A 16581-nucleotide genomic window follows, 5' to 3' on the forward strand; every position below is an offset into this window, starting at 1 on the left:
CTCAAAAGACCGCTTCAGGCGAGATGTGCACCAATAGAAATGGCACCACAATCTACGATGATGCCAAGCCGGTGGAGTATGCAGAATGGCGGAAAGCCATCAAAATAAGCCGATCAATATTCCGGAAGTACTGAAAGCGTTCAAGTGAAACGTGCACCTTTTGTCTATATGTTTATCGTGACCAGTGTTGTGTATGTTGCGGTTTTGCTCGCGACCTACCACTTCGTTGCAATCAAGCCGGTCAGCCTGTCGTGGTCGCGCTGGATCGAGCATGGCATCTACAGATACCAGACTATGATTACAGGCTTGATGGCCGCAGGGCTTATTCTGGGGCAAATGGCAATTCAGAGGAAGCAATATGTATCCGATAAAAAGTTCATGCTGCATGAGAAAATGGATGCGCTAAGGGAAATTGCCTTCGCTTCAGAATTGCTCACACTTGAAGTTAAAAAAATGTTCTTTTCCAGTGCACCGAACGTAAGCACCTCACTGCCGGACATTCTATCCCAAAAAGCCGATCATCTTTCAATTCGCGTGCAGCGCTGTGTCAAACTGGTATTGAAGGCGATTGATCTCTACAACGACGCTGGCACCGAAACTGCCGCGGCGTTTTCTCGTAAAAACTATTGGGAAATGATCCAGCAAAATGCGAGCATTCTGCGTGAGCAGGTTAAAAGGGAACTACAGGATTTTGAAGAAATGCTGCGGTAACTACGCAGCAACCCGGATTGAATTACGGGTTGCAAAGAAAGAAATAGACAACGTTTTTGGCATAGCGCTTTTTTAACAGGCGGTTACAAGGGCAGTATGTTGGAAAATACTTGGCTTAGGCCGCGAAGCAGAGGTTTCGTCTACATTGCAGCAGTGATCGTAATAGGCGTATTTGCTGGCGCAGCGCTCACGCATTTAGTTCTCATCAAGCCAGCCGATATATCGTGGGCGCGCTGGACCGAGCATGCGTTCAACAGATATCAAACATTTATCGCAGGTGTCGGCGCAATTGGAATAGCTTGGCTCAGCGTTGAGAAGATCCGAGAGCAAATCTCGCTGCAACGGGATCAAGCTGTTTCTGACAAACGATTTGCAATGCGGAAAGAACTTTCCGCGCTGACAGAATGCATCCGCCTATCTGTTTTTGTTCAGAAGTTAACGGCACAAGATATTTCCTCGATCGGCATATATTCCAATCAGAATAGGCCGTTCATCGATGCAAATCCCATGCAGATTTTGGAATTTCACCGGGCCTCCTTACCAATGGATATATGCGTTCACCTTGAAAGGATGGCGAAGTTGATCCAATCCCACAATAACTTCCACAATGCACCGGCGGCTCAACAAGAGCTATTTGGTACGCCCGAGTTCATGTTTCGCGGCGTCCAGGCCCAAGCGAAGGCTTTGCAGGAAAAGGCCCTGACAGCGGCAGACGAGCTAGACAGCTACTTGAAGTGACGAACGCAACGTGGAGGCGCGATTTCATGGCTTAGACCGCAAGCTACCTATACTCATTTAATCTGTGGTCTGCGGCATTTGTATTTTCGCTAACGAGGGATCAATCAGCCTGCTTGTCCAAAATAGGAACTAATTCAAACACTTTAGCGGTGCTGTAGGGAGGTATGCGGTGGCAAAAGCAGTGGATGTCGTTTCTTGGAGAAAAGCATCGCCTCAAGAGATGCTCTCCTTCCTCAAGGGAGAAAGGGGTAAAGAAGAGCTCCTCTCTCAGTGGCCACCTTGTTGTGAGGACGCAGCTTCGGCCACTGGACGTTTACGCTTATCTCCGCGCTAGGTTCGGCATCCCAAATGGATTTCAGAACTTCCTACGACGTGATGATAGCGACAACTGGATACACTGGGACTTTAACCTGAAGGCAGACGACGTTGACGTTTACATTCAAGGCACGTCTCGCGAAATACATTTTATGATTGCAGAAAGCATAACTGATCAGAATTGGAAGAACATTATCGTCGGACTTAAGAAAGATTTCGGGCGAGTTGGTAGAGCCAAGTCTGACATGACGCGGTCTTTTGAGAAGTTTGTCGTGTTCCAAAATAAATTTATAACGCTCGCTCAACTTTGCGCTGAGATCCATGGTGCGATCACTGATGCGACAGAATCCATGGCAACATCGATCCGATCAGAGAGCAGATCGAAACCGTTTATTTTGAAGGAAAGCGGCCTCTCTTCGTTGATGGTGGCGACAATATTTTGAAGATTTTTGAGCACCTTGAGACCATCAATACACCTAGGGCAGTTGTCGCAGATTATGAAGCCGTGCATTTGTTTTTAGTCGAAATCACCGAATATCTTACTACGCCCCATCGCGGTTTCTTTGAAGAAGTAATCGATGATCCGTTTCCAGGCTATGAGGTACACAAGAAGGGTGTCACGAAAATTCTCCCAAACCACAACATGGCCGCAGCGATGCAAGGCGTCCGATATGATGACGACCTTGCGGTGGTATGGTGACTTTGTTACCTGCGGCACAGACAGCATAAACGCCAAAGCTTTGAGAGTGAGCTTCTAAAAGCTGTCAAATCGTTTGACCTACGAAAATGGGTCGGATGGCTTCACTAAAGATATTTCGGTCCGGTACTTAGCTTCTATGTTAGTAACAAGAGCCCGAATGCTTTGCCTGACTTTATCGACATACTCGGCGTCAACGTGAACGCTGTTGCCGTCGTTATCTTTTCCGTCCCTGTGGACACAATGGTGGCGATTAATCATCGCCTCTTTTAGAAACGCTTTGGTTTCATCATTGGGAAAGGGAGACTGACCTAAGCCACTTTCGTAAAGACCGTCTACTACATCAAGATCATGGTACAGCTGGCTTTTTAAAAATGTCACGGTCCGATCTACAATCAGCGATGGCATACTTGCCAACGCTTGCAAGGGGTAACTTTGTTTTCCCAAGCTAGCATATTTTTGGATGAGAGAAATCCGCACCTGTTCTACGTCTGTTACCAAAGTTATTAAACGGTCGGCTAGATAAGCTTCCATAATCGCGACATACTGCAGAAGCAGCATGCGATGAAACATGGGATACGTTGTAAGCCCGCCTGCCGATCGCAACATTTCATCGATTAACTGCTGAGAGTGAAAGTACCGCTTCTCCGGTTCGGTTGGGACGTAGGATTTCAGGAATTCGGTATAATCAAACTCAGTAGGTTCGTCTGGAACATCAAGGTGCACATCAATATTCAGTGCTTCATCGATTTCAGCACCGTACTGGCCAAGCATGTTAGTTATTTGAACAATGTATATCTTCCTGCAAACGTCACATTCAACTTCGACTTCTTCCAGTCCCTGTCCTTCAGAATGAACTTCTGCCGAGATATCATATCCAGGCAATTCGAAGTCCACGAACTCAATATAGTTTTCGCATCGGCTGCATTCAAAGCTCAGTTTTGGGTAGATATTGCGCATTTTGGTCCTAGGCGTTGTAGTGAGCCATAATGTCGGCAGCGACTTGACGATGAACCGCGCTCGATTTGTAGAAATGTATCTCCGTTTGGAATTCTGGCCACTGTCCTTTTTTTCGAATGAGATACACTACCTCCGCTTCGACGGTTTCAATATCACGAACGTCGCGCTCCAACGCGTCAGTATGGCCCCAGACATGAAGGTCAGCTACTCCGTCGAAGTCGCGCCACTTGTATCCGTGGTAACCACCTTTACCGGCAGCCTTCCAGCCAAATCTGAGACGCTTTTGCAATCGCTGTTTCGTGATGCCAACATACACTGGTTTTCCTGCAATGCTGGCAATGTAAAGCTTTGGCATTGTAGAGATAGCGATGCCTGAGAATTGGGAGGTGCCATTGCTGCACAGTATGGCGAAATCTTTAGGCGTATAAGTCAGCGCGTAACGTTCCGGTCCAATGATTTGCACTTAATCCCCCAATCCCCAAAGGGGAATATGATAGCATTCGACGCCCGGGTCTAACATTAATTTTCATGCAGATCGTTGATTGTGCTTGGCTACTTTCAGCAAAGCTGAGTGATTGTGGGTGCAGCACTTGCCTTTGCCGCCGCTTAATTCCGGCGAAGCGCCGCGATCGTCAAAGGCCCGGCGACTGTTTGACGAGGAATTTCGGTTGTCTTGCTCCTCACTTATTCCTTGGGTGGCGCGGAGGCATTTGCCTCCGCGCCGCTCTCGTCAGTTCCTTGGGAGACGGAAGGAGAAACGGCTCTAGGAACTGCAAGAATAGTTTCAGCTTTCGCCGGGGAAAGCGGAAGCGACTTATTCAGGGCGCGGTCTGTGATCAGGGGAGGAAAACGCAACATTCTCACGCCTCCTCAATCTCAAGGACAGCGCGAGGATCGGCATCCCGTCGGCGATCGATGCGCTGACCAATCGCAGAGGCGGCAACGATTGCCGCCTCCTCAAGTCGCTCAAGCTCAAGTTTTTCAAGGAGGAGTTTTTCCATTTCGTCGGCACGCTGGGCATCCGATTTTGCACCCGAAAAGTCTGCGGTCTTGGCAAGCGAGGTTAAACGTTCGATGATCTCATCGCGCATGATCCACACGAAGAACGAAGCACCGGCATCGCCGAGGAAGTTTTCGCTGCCGTGAAGCTTGATCCTCAGCTTCTCTTCGAGATCAACAGGTGATCCAAAGGCCTTGGTGGTATGGATGCGTGGCGTTCCCACCTCAGCAATACGATCGACAGCTTCTGCGATCCGAGAATTTATTTCCGGTAGTGGGTATGGTGCGTTCTTGACAGCAGAGAAAGCGATATTAACTTCGGAAACTTTCTGTCGAAGCTCATTCACAATGTGAAGCGCATCCCCCTTTATATTAATGGATGGCGGGGTGATATCGCGGAAAACGGTCCGATCGTGAAGCCGATCCTTGAGCCATTCTCCAAGGGCCACCACGTAGGCGGTAGCCTCCCAAATTGCCGTTGCCCTCGCCTCAGGCGCCTCCAGGCCTTTCAGCTCAGCCTCAACCTTCTTTGCAGGAGCCTGCAAGCGATCGATTTCATCCTGGCGCAGCTGCGATCCGAATTCCGCAATTTTTGCTGACGAATGTGCCTGCGCCCTAAGCAGTCGCTGACGGGTCTCCGCTTTCTGATCCAGCAACAAACGCAGCCCGCCGTAGCTCGCTCGGCGTTCTTCCAGCAGAAGAACAAATTTCTCGCGGCTTTTAGCGGGCAGCATTTCAAGCGCACTTTGAGGAAAATCAAACATAGGCAGCCTCCGTTCAGAGAGGGCAGCGTAGCTGGCGCGGTGTGATAAAGCTCTTTGCGAAAAGAGCAAAAAGAGCAGACGCTATCGGTTTCGTTTGGCGAAGCGTTCCCGATGGATTTGCCATCTTCCATCCCCGATCAACACAGCAAACCGCTGGCTCGGCGATTTGCAAAGCCGATAAATGGTCCATACGCTGACGCTTTCCGTGGGGGCAATCTCCTGCGGCGTGGCCCAAACATTCCGATCTGAATAGTCGGCATCCACTATGGGCCAAGTTGTATCCAGCTCTTGCTCGCCTATCGCCGTTTTTAACATTGAGACAAGGTTGGTCGCCGCATCTAATATCGCCACGAGATCGGCGCAGGTATAGGGCGTTGATCCCGCCCTGTGATCGTAATCAGTGTCCATTATTTACGATCCCTTCGCTGCGCTGCGCAATCTCACAGACAAGTACGGTAAATGAAGCGCTCCTTGCATGAAGTTTCGCGTAATCAAAAGATCACTCACAGACCACCTTCTGTTTTTTGAGGTTCATCCATTCGCAGCCCTCCTGCGAGTGTGCGCCCTCCGTATTTCGTCCCCAACTTCCTTGACGCGACTTACCTGACGGGCAGCATCCCGCAAAACCGTCTCAGCTTCCGGAGGTAGAAGCGCAATTTTGCGCAAATTTGCGAGATCGCTTACGGTTATTGGGAAAATATCGAGCATTGCGCGGGGCGGATCGGAGACGGTTCGCCCCGTTTCATTTTCCTCCGCGCGCGCGTTACTTTTAATAACAGGCTCGGCTTCTTTTACTGTTGGCTCCGAGCGCCGGACGCTTGCCCGCTTGGCGCGGGCGCTTCCGGCTACCCGATCCGTTTCGGGCCGGACGGCCCCGGCAAGGCCGAAGGGCTGTCCGGGCGCTTGGCTGATCATCTCTTCAAGTTTTCCATTCTTGCGCCAGCGTCTTATGGTCCTGTCTGTGGTTCGAAAAAACGATGCAATTTGCGTGTCACTATATGAATAACTTGTACTAGATATCTCCTGTTGTACTATAGAGGATACACAAGTGTCGCAGACTGTCGCATTTTTACCGGACATTATGTCCGGTTGCGGATGCTGCGCTTTCATCTTTTCGCGATGTCTACGTCGGTAGAATGTAGCGCGGCTTATGCCCAGACGGTCAGCCTCAGCCTTGGCGCTTGATTTTCGCCTCTCATCAAGAGGCGTAACTTTCCCCTTTCTGTTCTTCGCATTGCGCTCTCGGTTACTGATGCGCTTACGGTCGGCGGCCTGCTTTTCTAAATCTGACTTCGTGTGCTCCATAGCGCCGATCATACGGATGCCGAGATGTAGTCGAGTTTCTACATCCAATTCTGCCATATAGGCAGCCTGTTCATTGGAGAAGGGGCGAAGTGAGTGACAGCAGCCGATCGCGAGCTGTTCAACTAACGTCTTTTCAATGGTGGGAAAGAACTCTCTCCCCCAAGAAACCATTTTCTCGACTTGACCGGTTCCGCGCAACAAGGGATCGTGCAGGATCGCATTGAACGCTAGCGCCAACATCTCGAAATCATCGGCTTCCGGCAGACTGTGTATGCGCCGATGCAAAATCAACGTCTCGATGTTTTTGAGACGGTGGCCAAGACGCGACCCACGTGGCTTGGGCTGTAGACGCTCCTTTGCTTGTGTGCTCACCCTCATGCTCGCCTCCCGGTCGTTTCGGCGTGAATTGCGGCAAAGGGATCAGTTCTAAGCAAGGCCTCAAGCTGGCGAATACGAGCATCAAGAACACCGAGAACTCGTTTTGTTTCCCGCTCGACCACCATGCGCGGAACCCCGCGCATGGCGTAGAAAGTAGAAACCGCCCTTGCGGTATTGTCGCGGGACGCAGTGTGCGTTCCGGCGACGATGCGCATGGCTTCGCGGTCCAGCCAGGCAGATCGCTCGCGAAGGAAGAGTGGAGCGCCGAAGGCACCAACGAATACGTTGTGCATCTATTGAGCCTCCGCAGCCAATGATGAGTAGAAGCGTCGCACTTCGTCGGCTGTCACCACTGTCCGAGTGAGAATTTTCGATCTTTTTATTTGCCCGGTCCGAAATAAATCAAAAACTGCCGACCTGCTTATGCCGAATAGTTCGGCGACCTCTTCGGCGGAATAGGTGAGTTTTTTGAGTTGATCGTGCTGACTGAATTCGATGTCGATTGTTTCAGAAGGCGCGCGGGAGGCATCCGTCATAGCTCGCTCTCTCCTTTCGGTGAGTTTTTTGCTGAACTGCCCTATGTGAATGGGCTCATCGAAATTGAAAATTTCGCCAAGCGAACGGGGTCTTGGTTGCCCGCCGTCGCCAGCTGATCATAATAGTGCGCAAAGTATAAATCAATAAGAATGCACAATATATTCAATAAAAAAATATTCTGAAGTATTTCTTGTAGATCGTTGGAAATAATCCAAGCAAAAGTATTTTTCCGCCCGAAAACTTGGGGCTTAAGCCAATGGTTTTTCACTCAGTAGTGACGGATTGTTGTGCCGTCATAGCGTGATCCGTAGTGTATCAATTTCATCGGCCCACGATTGTGCCATCCGGACGCGCTCATCCCAATAAGCGGCGCGATGATACGCCTTCCGCACTTGATCGGCTCCAATATGTGCCAGCTCTGCTTCAATAGCATCGGGCGACCATTTTCCGCTTTCATTCAACAGCGTTGATGCCGTCGCGCGGAAGCCATGTGATGTGACCTCATCGCCGGTGAAGCCTAGGCGGCGAAGGGCACCGTTCATGGTGTTATCTGAAATCGGGCGAAGCCGCGATTTGATGGAGGGAAAAGCGAGCTTCCCGTCACCATTTAATTTGTGTAGATCGCTTAGTATGACGAGCGCTTGTTTCGGAAGCGGCTTCCGGTGCTCGCGTCGCATCTTGGTTCTGCTTGCAGGAATGGTCCACACGGCTTGCTCTAAGTCAAACTCTCGCCATTCGGCCTGCCTCAATTCACCCGGACGCGGATAGAGGTAGGCCATGAGCATAAGTGCTGCCTTCGTTTCTGCGCTGCCTTCGTAGCCCCATATTGCTCGTAGCAAGCCACCGAATGCCTTGCGTTCAGTGAACGCCGGACGATGGGTCACAATCGGTGTGGTTAGCGCGCCCCGCAATCCGCCGGTAGGATCGTTTTCTGCTCGAGCGGTGGCTATTGCGTATCGGAATACCTGTCCAATCGTGGAGCGAAGCCGCCGGGCAGTCTCGTAGTTTCCTGCCGCTTCAACCTTGCGCAAAGTGATCAAAATTTCGGATGCTGTGATTTCGGCGATGGGGCGCTTCCCTAAATCTTTCCGAGCCATCCCTGTGAGCCATTCTTTTTTGACGAGTGTGGCATCGGCCTTGCCTTCGCGCTTCACTTTGGCGAGGAATTCATCCGCAATGGCATCAAATGTGTCAGCGTTTGCTATTTGGCGCGCGACCTTGTCCATCTTTGCCTGTCGAGCAGGATTTATACCCTTCGCCAATAAACGCTTGGCATCATCACGCCTTTTCCGCGCATCAGCCAGTGAAACGATTGGGTACGCGCCGAACGACAAAACACCCTGCTTGCCGTCGAAAGAAAATGCCATGTTCCATAGCTTTGATCCATTGGGCTTGATCAAAAGGTACAGGCTTCCGCCGTCAGAAACCTTCCGCTGTTTGTCTTGTGGCTTCAAGGATTTAATCATCGTGTCGGTCAGTGGCATAGGTCAATCCATGGTATCGGTTCGTCGCGATTGCGGAAATCTTGCCCGATACCATGTTCAATACCAAGAAAAATCTTGGCTGCCGGGCGACGGCTAAAAACGCTGGCATACGCAAAGCAACAAAAAAGCCCGCTACTGCGGGCTTTTTGCTGACGTATGCGAACGTTAGAGAACGCCTGCATACAAATAACTGGTGCCCAGAAGAGGACTCGAACCTCCACGCCTTGCGGCACACGGACCTGAACCGTGCGCGTCTACCAATTCCGCCATCTGGGCAGCGCGTCTCATCTAAGGGGCGCTCAAGAGTCTGTCAATGCATATATTGGCCAATATCGGGCATTCATTGTTAAATTGAATGCCACGACAAGTGTGGGACAATTGCAGAAACGCAATACATGATTCCCGAGCGCTGTTTGCATGGTGAAGCGGCGGAATCGCTCAGCCGCTTGAACTATTACCCTGCTAGCACTTCCTTCGATGCGATCGTCGAGTCGGCATTGAGCTTGTAGACAATCGGTACGCCTGTGGCGAGTTCCTGCGCTACGATCTCTTCGCCTGTCAGGCCGTCGAGCGCCATGATCAGCGCGCGCAATGAATTGCCATGCGCAGCCACCAGAACTGTTTCGCCGCGCAGGACGTGGGGTTGAATCTCGTGAAGATAATACGGCCAAACGCGAGCGCCGGTATCGCGCAGGCTCTCGCCTCCGGGTGGTGGCACGTCATAGGAACGGCGCCAGATATGCACCTGATCTTCGCCCCATTTGGCGCGCGCGTCATCCTTGTTGAGACCGGAGAGATCGCCATAATCGCGTTCATTCAAAGCCTGATCGCGGATGGTTTGAAGACCGGTCTGACCAACCTCTTCGAGTATGTGCTGTAGGGTGTTTTGCGCGCGCGAAAGGACGGAAGTGTAAGCAATATCGAATTTCAGACCCTTTGCCTTCAAGCGTTTGCCGGCGTCCTTGGCTTCTTCGTGGCCGAGCTCAGTCAGAGCCGGATCACGCCAGCCTGTGAAAAGATTTTTCAAGTTCCATTCGCTCTGGCCATGGCGAACGAGGACGAGGGTTCCGGACATTCTGAAGACTCCTTTTAAGGCAGTATTTAGTTGGAAATGCTTTGATCGCTGAGGCCAAGCACATCGAGCATGGAGTAAAGACCAGGCTTGCGGCCTTTGCCCCAAAGTGCGGCCTTGATTGCGCCGCGTGCAAAGATAGTGCGGTCCTCCGCATGGTGGGACAGCGTGATGCGCTCGCCTTCACCCGCAAGAATGACAGAGTGGTCACCGACCACCGAGCCGCCGCGCAAGGTGGCGAAACCGATCGTCCCAGTCTGTCGGGGGCCGGTATGTCCGTCGCGCACGCGAACACTGTGCTGGCTAAGGCCGATCTCCCGGCCATCAGCAGCCGCTTCTCCAAGCAGCAGGGCTGTGCCTGATGGCGCATCGACCTTATGTTTGTGGTGCATTTCAAGAATCTCGATATCGAATTCTTCACCCAGTGCTTTTGCTGCCTGTTTGACCAGAACGCCAAGCAGATTGACACCAAGACTCATATTGCCTGATTTGACGACCACTGCATGGCGCGCTGCGGCATCAATCTTGGCATTATCCTCAGCGGAGCAGCCCGTCGTGCCAATCACATGAATGATACGCGCTTGTGCAGCCAATTCGGCAAATTCAATGGTCGCGGCAGGGGTGGTAAAATCAAGCACGCCCTCAACGCCGACAAAAACAGAAAGCGCGTCATCGGTAATTGGAATACCGAGGTGACCAACGCCGGCAAGTTCGCCTGCATCCTGACCGATATGCGGCGAGCCAGAGCGCTCTATGGCACCGGCAAGTGTGGCGCCCGGTGTCGCTTGTATGATGCGAATCAAGGTCTGCCCCATGCGCCCGCCAGCACCGGTTACGGCAAGCTTCATCGGATTTTCTATGCTCATTCCGTTGGTCCCATGCGTTCGGCAGTCTCGTCTTCATCCATAAGAATAATGGGTGACTCATCCTTGCCCTGCAATTGATAGAAGCGCGCGTAAACGCCATTTGGCCGGGCAAGCAAGGTTTCATGAACGCCTTCTTCCACAACCCGCCCCGCTTCCATAACGACAATATGATCCGCGTTGACAATAGTCGAAAGACGATGGGCGATGACGATGGTTGTGCGGCCCTGCATGCTGCGTTCAAGAGCCTGTTGTACGCGCTTTTCGGATTCATTATCGAGCGCTGAAGTGGCCTCATCGAGCAGGAGAATGGACGCATTGCGGACAATGGCGCGCGCAATGGAAAGGCGCTGCCGTTGACCGCCTGAAAGCGTTATACCGTTTTCGCCCACTTCGGTGCCGTAGCTTTGCGGCTGCTTGATAATGAACTCATCGGCATTGGCAAGTTTGGCCGCCTCGATAACCTCTTCATCAGTCGCGTCGGGTCGTCCGTAGCGAATATTGTCGGCAATAGTGCCCTCGAATAAATAGGGTTGCTGCGAGACATAAGCGATGGATTGGCGCAGCGACCGCTTGCTGACATGGGCAATATCCTGGCCGTCAACCAGAATACGTCCACCATCAATATTATAGAAGCGCTGAACGAGACCGATCAGTGTTGATTTACCGGCGCCCGATGCACCGACAATTGCGGTGGTCTTGCCTGCATCTGCGGTGAAGCTGACATTGTGGAGAACCTGAATGCCATTGCCATAACCGAAGCTCACATTATCGAATTGAACCTCGCCATTGGGCACCGTAATCGGCACGGCGCCGATGCTATCTGCCTGACGCGGCTCAATGTCGAGAATTTCATAGATCATGCGGGCGTTAACGAGCGAGCGCTCAAGGCCAACCTGCACACGGGCAAGACGGCGAACCGGGTCATAGGCGAGGAGCACAGCGGTGATAAAGCTGAACATGGCGCCGGGAGGCTGTGCATCATAAACGGCGCGGAAGCCCGTATACATGATCATTGATGCAATGGCTGTACCCGCAATGAGCTCTGTCACGGGAGTCAGCCGCTCGGACACGCGTGAAATCTTATTGGCTCGCTCCTCGGCGCGTGTGATCAATTTGCTGATCTTGCCGCGCAACTGGTCTTCCATGGTGAAAGCCTTGACGATGGCTATCCCTTGCGTAGCCTCTTGCATCGCGCCCAAAAGGTGTGAATTCAGGGTCACTGATTCACGATGAATGACCCGCAGGCGCTTGGTGAGGTAACGGACGGTGAGGAGCACTGGTGGGCCGATCAGCAAAGCGAACAGCGATAACAGCGGGTCGAGCAGGATCATTGTGCCGACAAGAGCGATCAGGGTTGGAATATCCTTGCCGATTGTCGTGACCACAATATCAAGAAGCTCACGAACGCCACCAATATTCTGATTGATCCGCGCCGCCAGCTGTGCGGAACGCGTATCGTGATAAAAGTCGAGCCCAAGCTTCATCAGATGGTCAAAAATGCGATGCTGGTAACGCGCCACAATGCTGTTACCGACTTTTGCCATCGTTACTGATTGTACATAGGTCGCGACGCCGCGGATAACGAACGCGGCAAGAATGCCGAGGCTGATCGGTATGATGAGGTCTTCGCGGCGCTCATAATAGATTTTGTTGATTACATCCTTAAAGATATAGGCAACAAAAGCGGTACTTAGCGCCACGGCCAGCATTGCGAAAACTGCAACAGTGTATGAGGAGCGATGCTGCCGGACATTCTCGCCAAGCACCCTGCCGACGACGCGCCTGGCCTCGGTCGGGTCGATTTTGTTCTTCTTGGGTACACCATTCATGACAGGCGGCAACTCGCTGGTACTAAAATGTCAGGCAAACCTCCTTTTGCAGGAAGTTTGCCGCGTGATCTTGTCCCTATAGCGTTATTGCCTCGCCTTGCCTATCGGTTTTGCCCCGTTTGGCGGAATGCGGCGGGCAGTGTTGCCTTGATGCCCCAGAAAGGGTTCAGCGAACAGTTCAGCCTTGGCGCCAGCGACGACCCTCAGTAGCAACGCCGAATCGGGCTGGCGTGCGGGCAAATGCAGACAGACCGCTTAAGGCTGCCAGAGGATGCGTGATAATGTAAACCGGTGTTTCGCGTAATATTTGCTGGTGCGGGGCCTTATCTTCAAAAGCTTCGCGGAAGGCCGGATTTTTTAGCGGCTCCACGATCTTTTGAACGATGCCACCGGCGAGATATACACCACCGCGCGCCATGAAAGTCAGCGCAAAATCGCCCGCCAGACGGCCGAGATAGGTGACGAAAAGAGCCAGGGTTTCCTTCGCTTCCGGAGATTCACCGGAAAGACCAGCGGCAGTTATATCGGCAGGCGTTTCAAGCGCTGGTTCCGTTCCACCAACCTTGCAAATGGCGCGATAGATATTCTGCAGTCCGCGCCCGCAAAGCAGTTGTTCGCCGGAAATGCGGCCATCAATATGCTCGATATGAGGGAAAAGTTCGAGATCGCGTTCAGTACGCGGACCCATATCCACATGACCACCTTCACCAGGGACAGGAACCCAGCTTGCGCGAGAACGAACCATGCCGGCAACCCCAAGACCAGTGCCGGGCCCGAGCACCGCACGGCTGCCATGCGGATCACCCGCGCCACCGCCAAGCTTTTCAAGATGCTTTGGCTCAAGCGAAACAACGGCGAGTGCCTGCGCCTCGAAATCGTTGATGACGGTAATGTCCGAGAGGCCAAGTGTCTCCATCATCTGGCGCGGCTTGACGACCCAGGCGCAATTGGTCAGGTCGATCTCGTCACCTTCGACAGGACCAGCAATGGCAAGCACTGCAGAACGTGGCTGGATCGAGGTGTGGTCAAGGATCGCGTTCTGGATAGCTTCATCAATAGTTGAAAAATCGGCAGTTTGCAGAACCGGAAATTCCTTCGGCTCTGCATAGGCATCGACAAGGATTGCGAAGCGCGCATTGGTACCGCCAATATCCCCGACCAGAATCGGAAATTTCATGATGTGGTCGGTATCTGCCTGTGTAACCATTATCGCTTTCCTGTCTTAAATGCCACGCGTGCCTTTATCCCGATCGGACACATGGCGCATCAATGTATTGTCGGCCGCGTCATCCCGTAGCAAGCCTCTTTTTTGTACCAGAACCTCAGCTGTGGCCCGGTTCAATGCCATGGGAATATCGTAAACGCTGGCAAGCCGCATCAGTGCTTTTACATCAACATCGTGTGGCAAAGGTGACAACGGGTCGACGAAAAATATAAGCCCGTCAATTCGTCCTTCCGCAATCAACGCACCGATCTGCTGATCGCCGCCAAGCGGTCCGCTCTTTACGCGGGCGATTGTCAGTGAGGGACACGCTTCCTGTATCAGGCGGCCGGTCGTGCCGGTCGCGACGATGTCACATGGTGCAAGCAAGGCCTCATAATTGCGCGCAAACGCCACCATGTCGTCCTTCTTCTGGTCATGGGCAATCAACGCAAGGCGGAATGGCTGTGTCATCAAAACTCTTTTTCGGGTGGGGCCCTAAATCGATTGAAACTCTATAAACAATTCACGTCGCCGTGAAAAGGGCAGAGCACAAAAAGACCTCAAGGCTTTTGACCGGGAACCGGAACGTCTTCTGGAAAGTCCTGGCTGGTATCTGTAGATGCCTGTGGAACCTTCGCACCAACGCCAAGCGTAACCTCTTCAACCGATTTTGGCCCGGGTGCATTCAATATCTGGGCGCAAAGCTTCGGTAGGTCCGAGAGCATCATGACCTTGGGCTTGACCGGGTTTTTGGGTGGAGGTGCTTTCTTCCACGGCTCATCGGTGAACCACCAGGCCAAAGGTTTGCCGCAGCCATCATCAGTCCCTGTCGGCTCCTGTGCTTTGCATTCGGGAGATCCGGGCTGGCATTTGATGCGCACATGGAAATGATAATAGTGACCCCAATAGGGACGTACTTTGTTCAGCCAGCTACGGTCGCCCTGCACGCTGTCACACAGCTTTTTCTTGATGCCGGGGTGGACAAAAATCCGCTCAACCTCAGGGTAACTCGCAGCGCGTTTCAAAAGAGCCGTGCGACTTGCACTCCATTTATCAGGGTCAACAAAAAGCGTGTCCCCTTGAAGCATGGACTTCGCCTCCACCGTCTCACGTTCCTGATTGGTGAAGCGGCGTTTCGGCATCGGAGTCAGCCAGATATCGGCATCAAGCCCTACCTGATGCGAAGCATGACCGGTCAACATCGGACCGCCACGTGGCTGCGAAATATCGCCAACCAGTAGGCCGGGCCAGCCGTCCTTGGCGGAAGCATCACGGGCTAGCCGTTCCAGAAGGGCGATCATGCGCGGATGGCCCCAATTGCGATTTCGCGACAGACGCATGACCTGCCAGGCCGGTCCATCCACGGGCAATGCAACGCCGCCTGCAAGGCAACCCTTGGCGTAAAAACCGGTTGATTGCGGTGCTCCGAGACTGGGCAATGATTGCGAGCCGAACAAGCGCTTTGCAGGCCCGTCTTCGGCGACAGCATTGAGTGTGCTTGCTAGCGAAACTAATATGCCAACAGCAAAGGAGAGCAGAGTTTTTGATATCATTTTATTGTCCAATGGATGGGAAGCAAAATTGCTTCGGTCATCCGAGCTTTATGATGGCAAGATTCGCATGAAACCCGCAATATGGAAACAAATTTAGGTTTGATTCGGTGGGGTCCGCATTATGAGAGCAGTCATTTTCGAGCAGTTTGGCCATCCGCCCCGCGTGCAGAACGTTATGGATCCCGAACCTGCCGCAAGCGGCGTTGTGGTGAAAGTTGAAGCGACCGGACTTTGCCGCAGTGATTGGCATGGCTGGATGGGGCATGATGCGGATATTGTTCTGCCGCACGTGCCAGGACATGAGCTTGCGGGAACAATTGAAGCTATTGGCAAACATGTGACAGGATGGAAAATCGGCCAGCGCGTAACAGTGCCTTTTGTTGGCGGTTGCGGACATTGTTTTGAGTGTAATTCGGGCAATCATCAGGTTTGTGAAAGTCAGTTTCAGCCCGGCTTCACCGCATGGGGCTCTTTCGCGGAATATGTCGCGCTCGACTTCGCCGATACCAATCTTGTCGCCCTGCCGGATTCGCTGGATTTTGCCACGGCGGCAAGTCTTGGCTGCCGATTTGTGACCTCTTTCCGCGCCATTGTCGACCAGGCGAAAGTGAAGCCAGGCGAATGGGTGGCAGTGCATGGATGCGGCGGGGTGGGCCTCTCCGCAATTATGATTGCCACTGCGATGGGCGCGAATGTTGTTGCGGTCGACTTGTCCGAAGAGAAGCTTGCTTTTGCCCGAGAATTAGGGGCTGTCGCTTCTGTCAATGGACGGGAGAAACAAGATGTTATTGGCGCAATCCGAGAGATTACCAAGGGTGGTGCCCATGTTTCCATAGACGCACTGGGGCACCCCACAACATGCTTTAATTCAATCGCGAATCTGCGTCGCCGTGGCCGTCATGTGCAGGTGGGACTAATGCTTGGTGGTCACGCACACTCTCCCATTCCCATGGATAAGGTCATTGCGCATGAGCTTGAAATATATGGCAGCCATGGCATGCAGGCCTTTCGGTATAATGCCCTGATGGACATGCTGGAGACTGGCAAGCTCAAACCTCAAAGATTGATTGGCAAGGAAATCACCTTGGATGACGCGCCAGCGGCCCTGATGGCGATGGACCGCTTTGAAGGCATCGGAATCAATGTAATTACGAGTTTTCGCTAAATGC

Annotated in this window: 19 protein-coding genes and 1 tRNA gene; 4 read left to right on the forward strand and 16 right to left on the reverse strand. The window is 52.5% G+C overall.

What is annotated here, in order from left to right; genetic code table 11:
* Window positions 1–168 precede the first annotated feature (168 nt).
* The 3 genes from V9K95_RS07585 to V9K95_RS07595 all read left to right on the forward strand — a co-directional run bounded on the left by V9K95_RS07585 (window position 169) and on the right by V9K95_RS07595 (window position 2464).
* Complete coding sequence (locus tag V9K95_RS07585; RefSeq protein WP_336440275.1) at window positions 169–711, forward strand: hypothetical protein; 543 nt, start codon at window positions 169–171, stop codon at window positions 709–711.
* A gap of 96 nt (window positions 712–807) precedes the next feature.
* Complete coding sequence (locus tag V9K95_RS07590) at window positions 808–1449, forward strand: hypothetical protein (RefSeq protein ID WP_336440274.1); 642 nt, start codon at window positions 808–810, stop codon at window positions 1447–1449.
* A gap of 754 nt (window positions 1450–2203) precedes the next feature.
* Complete coding sequence (locus V9K95_RS07595; RefSeq protein WP_336440272.1) at window positions 2204–2464, forward strand: hypothetical protein; 261 nt, start codon at window positions 2204–2206, stop codon at window positions 2462–2464.
* A gap of 78 nt (window positions 2465–2542) precedes the next feature.
* Here the strand turns inward: V9K95_RS07595 and V9K95_RS07600 are convergent, their stop codons facing one another.
* The 16 genes from V9K95_RS07600 to mepA form a co-directional block, all read right to left on the reverse strand.
* On the reverse strand, window positions 2543–3421 hold the full coding sequence (locus V9K95_RS07600; protein ID WP_336440271.1) for a hypothetical protein: 879 nt from the start codon (window positions 3419–3421) through the stop codon (window positions 2543–2545).
* A gap of 7 nt (window positions 3422–3428) precedes the next feature.
* Window positions 3429–3884, reverse strand: a complete 456-nt coding sequence (locus V9K95_RS07605) for a hypothetical protein (RefSeq protein ID WP_336440270.1) — start codon at window positions 3882–3884, stop codon at window positions 3429–3431.
* A 221-nt stretch (window positions 3885–4105) separates the two neighbouring features.
* Window positions 4106–4279, reverse strand: coding sequence for a hypothetical protein (locus V9K95_RS07610; protein ID WP_336440269.1), 174 nt, complete (start codon window positions 4277–4279; stop codon window positions 4106–4108).
* Between the two features lie 2 nt (window positions 4280–4281).
* Window positions 4282–5184 (reverse strand): hypothetical protein, encoded by a 903-nt coding sequence (locus V9K95_RS07615; RefSeq protein WP_336440268.1) that lies wholly within the window; start codon window positions 5182–5184, stop codon window positions 4282–4284.
* 81 nt (window positions 5185–5265) lie between these two features.
* On the reverse strand, window positions 5266–5592 hold the full coding sequence (locus V9K95_RS07620; protein ID WP_336440267.1) for a hypothetical protein: 327 nt from the start codon (window positions 5590–5592) through the stop codon (window positions 5266–5268).
* Window positions 5593–5715: 123 nt separating this feature from the next.
* Window positions 5716–6867, reverse strand: coding sequence for a hypothetical protein (locus tag V9K95_RS07625; protein WP_336440266.1), 1152 nt, complete (start codon window positions 6865–6867; stop codon window positions 5716–5718).
* Complete coding sequence (locus V9K95_RS07630; protein ID WP_336440265.1) at window positions 6864–7160, reverse strand: hypothetical protein; 297 nt, start codon at window positions 7158–7160, stop codon at window positions 6864–6866. The genes V9K95_RS07625 and V9K95_RS07630 overlap by 4 nt, the downstream gene beginning before the upstream one ends.
* The gene (locus V9K95_RS07635; protein WP_336440264.1) at window positions 7161–7403 is read right to left on the reverse strand and encodes a helix-turn-helix domain-containing protein; all 243 of its coding nucleotides are present in this window, start codon (window positions 7401–7403) and stop codon (window positions 7161–7163) included.
* A 294-nt stretch (window positions 7404–7697) separates the two neighbouring features.
* A complete protein-coding gene (locus V9K95_RS07640) occupies window positions 7698–8888 on the reverse strand; it encodes a tyrosine-type recombinase/integrase (RefSeq protein ID WP_336440263.1) in 1191 nt (396 codons plus the stop codon).
* Between the two features lie 191 nt (window positions 8889–9079).
* Window positions 9080–9164: transfer RNA gene (locus V9K95_RS07645), tRNA-Leu, on the reverse strand.
* Between the two features lie 178 nt (window positions 9165–9342).
* A complete protein-coding gene (locus V9K95_RS07650; RefSeq protein ID WP_115054581.1) occupies window positions 9343–9963 on the reverse strand; it encodes a 2,3-bisphosphoglycerate-dependent phosphoglycerate mutase in 621 nt (206 codons plus the stop codon).
* 26 nt (window positions 9964–9989) lie between these two features.
* On the reverse strand, window positions 9990–10826 hold the full coding sequence (dapB, locus tag V9K95_RS07655) for a 4-hydroxy-tetrahydrodipicolinate reductase (protein ID WP_115054582.1): 837 nt from the start codon (window positions 10824–10826) through the stop codon (window positions 9990–9992).
* The gene (locus V9K95_RS07660) at window positions 10823–12655 is read right to left on the reverse strand and encodes an ABC transporter ATP-binding protein (RefSeq protein ID WP_336440262.1); all 1833 of its coding nucleotides are present in this window, start codon (window positions 12653–12655) and stop codon (window positions 10823–10825) included. Before V9K95_RS07660 ends, dapB begins: the two co-directional genes overlap by 4 nt.
* 178 nt (window positions 12656–12833) lie before the next feature.
* Complete coding sequence (locus V9K95_RS07665; RefSeq protein ID WP_115054583.1) at window positions 12834–13862, reverse strand: glucokinase; 1029 nt, start codon at window positions 13860–13862, stop codon at window positions 12834–12836.
* A gap of 15 nt (window positions 13863–13877) precedes the next feature.
* On the reverse strand, window positions 13878–14330 hold the full coding sequence (locus V9K95_RS07670; protein WP_307281711.1) for a methylglyoxal synthase: 453 nt from the start codon (window positions 14328–14330) through the stop codon (window positions 13878–13880).
* 89 nt (window positions 14331–14419) lie between these two features.
* On the reverse strand, window positions 14420–15412 hold the full coding sequence (gene mepA, locus V9K95_RS07675; RefSeq protein ID WP_336440261.1) for a penicillin-insensitive murein endopeptidase: 993 nt from the start codon (window positions 15410–15412) through the stop codon (window positions 14420–14422).
* 121 nt (window positions 15413–15533) lie between these two features.
* Here mepA and V9K95_RS07680 point away from each other — a divergent pair, with 121 nt between their 5' ends.
* The gene (locus V9K95_RS07680) at window positions 15534–16577 is read left to right on the forward strand and encodes a zinc-dependent alcohol dehydrogenase family protein (protein ID WP_336440260.1); all 1044 of its coding nucleotides are present in this window, start codon (window positions 15534–15536) and stop codon (window positions 16575–16577) included.
* Window positions 16578–16581 lie beyond the last annotated feature (4 nt).

The organism is Phyllobacterium sp. CCNWLW183, assembly GCF_037203775.1.
In the GTDB taxonomy this organism is placed as follows: Bacteria; Pseudomonadota; Alphaproteobacteria; order Rhizobiales; family Rhizobiaceae; genus Phyllobacterium; species Phyllobacterium ifriqiyense.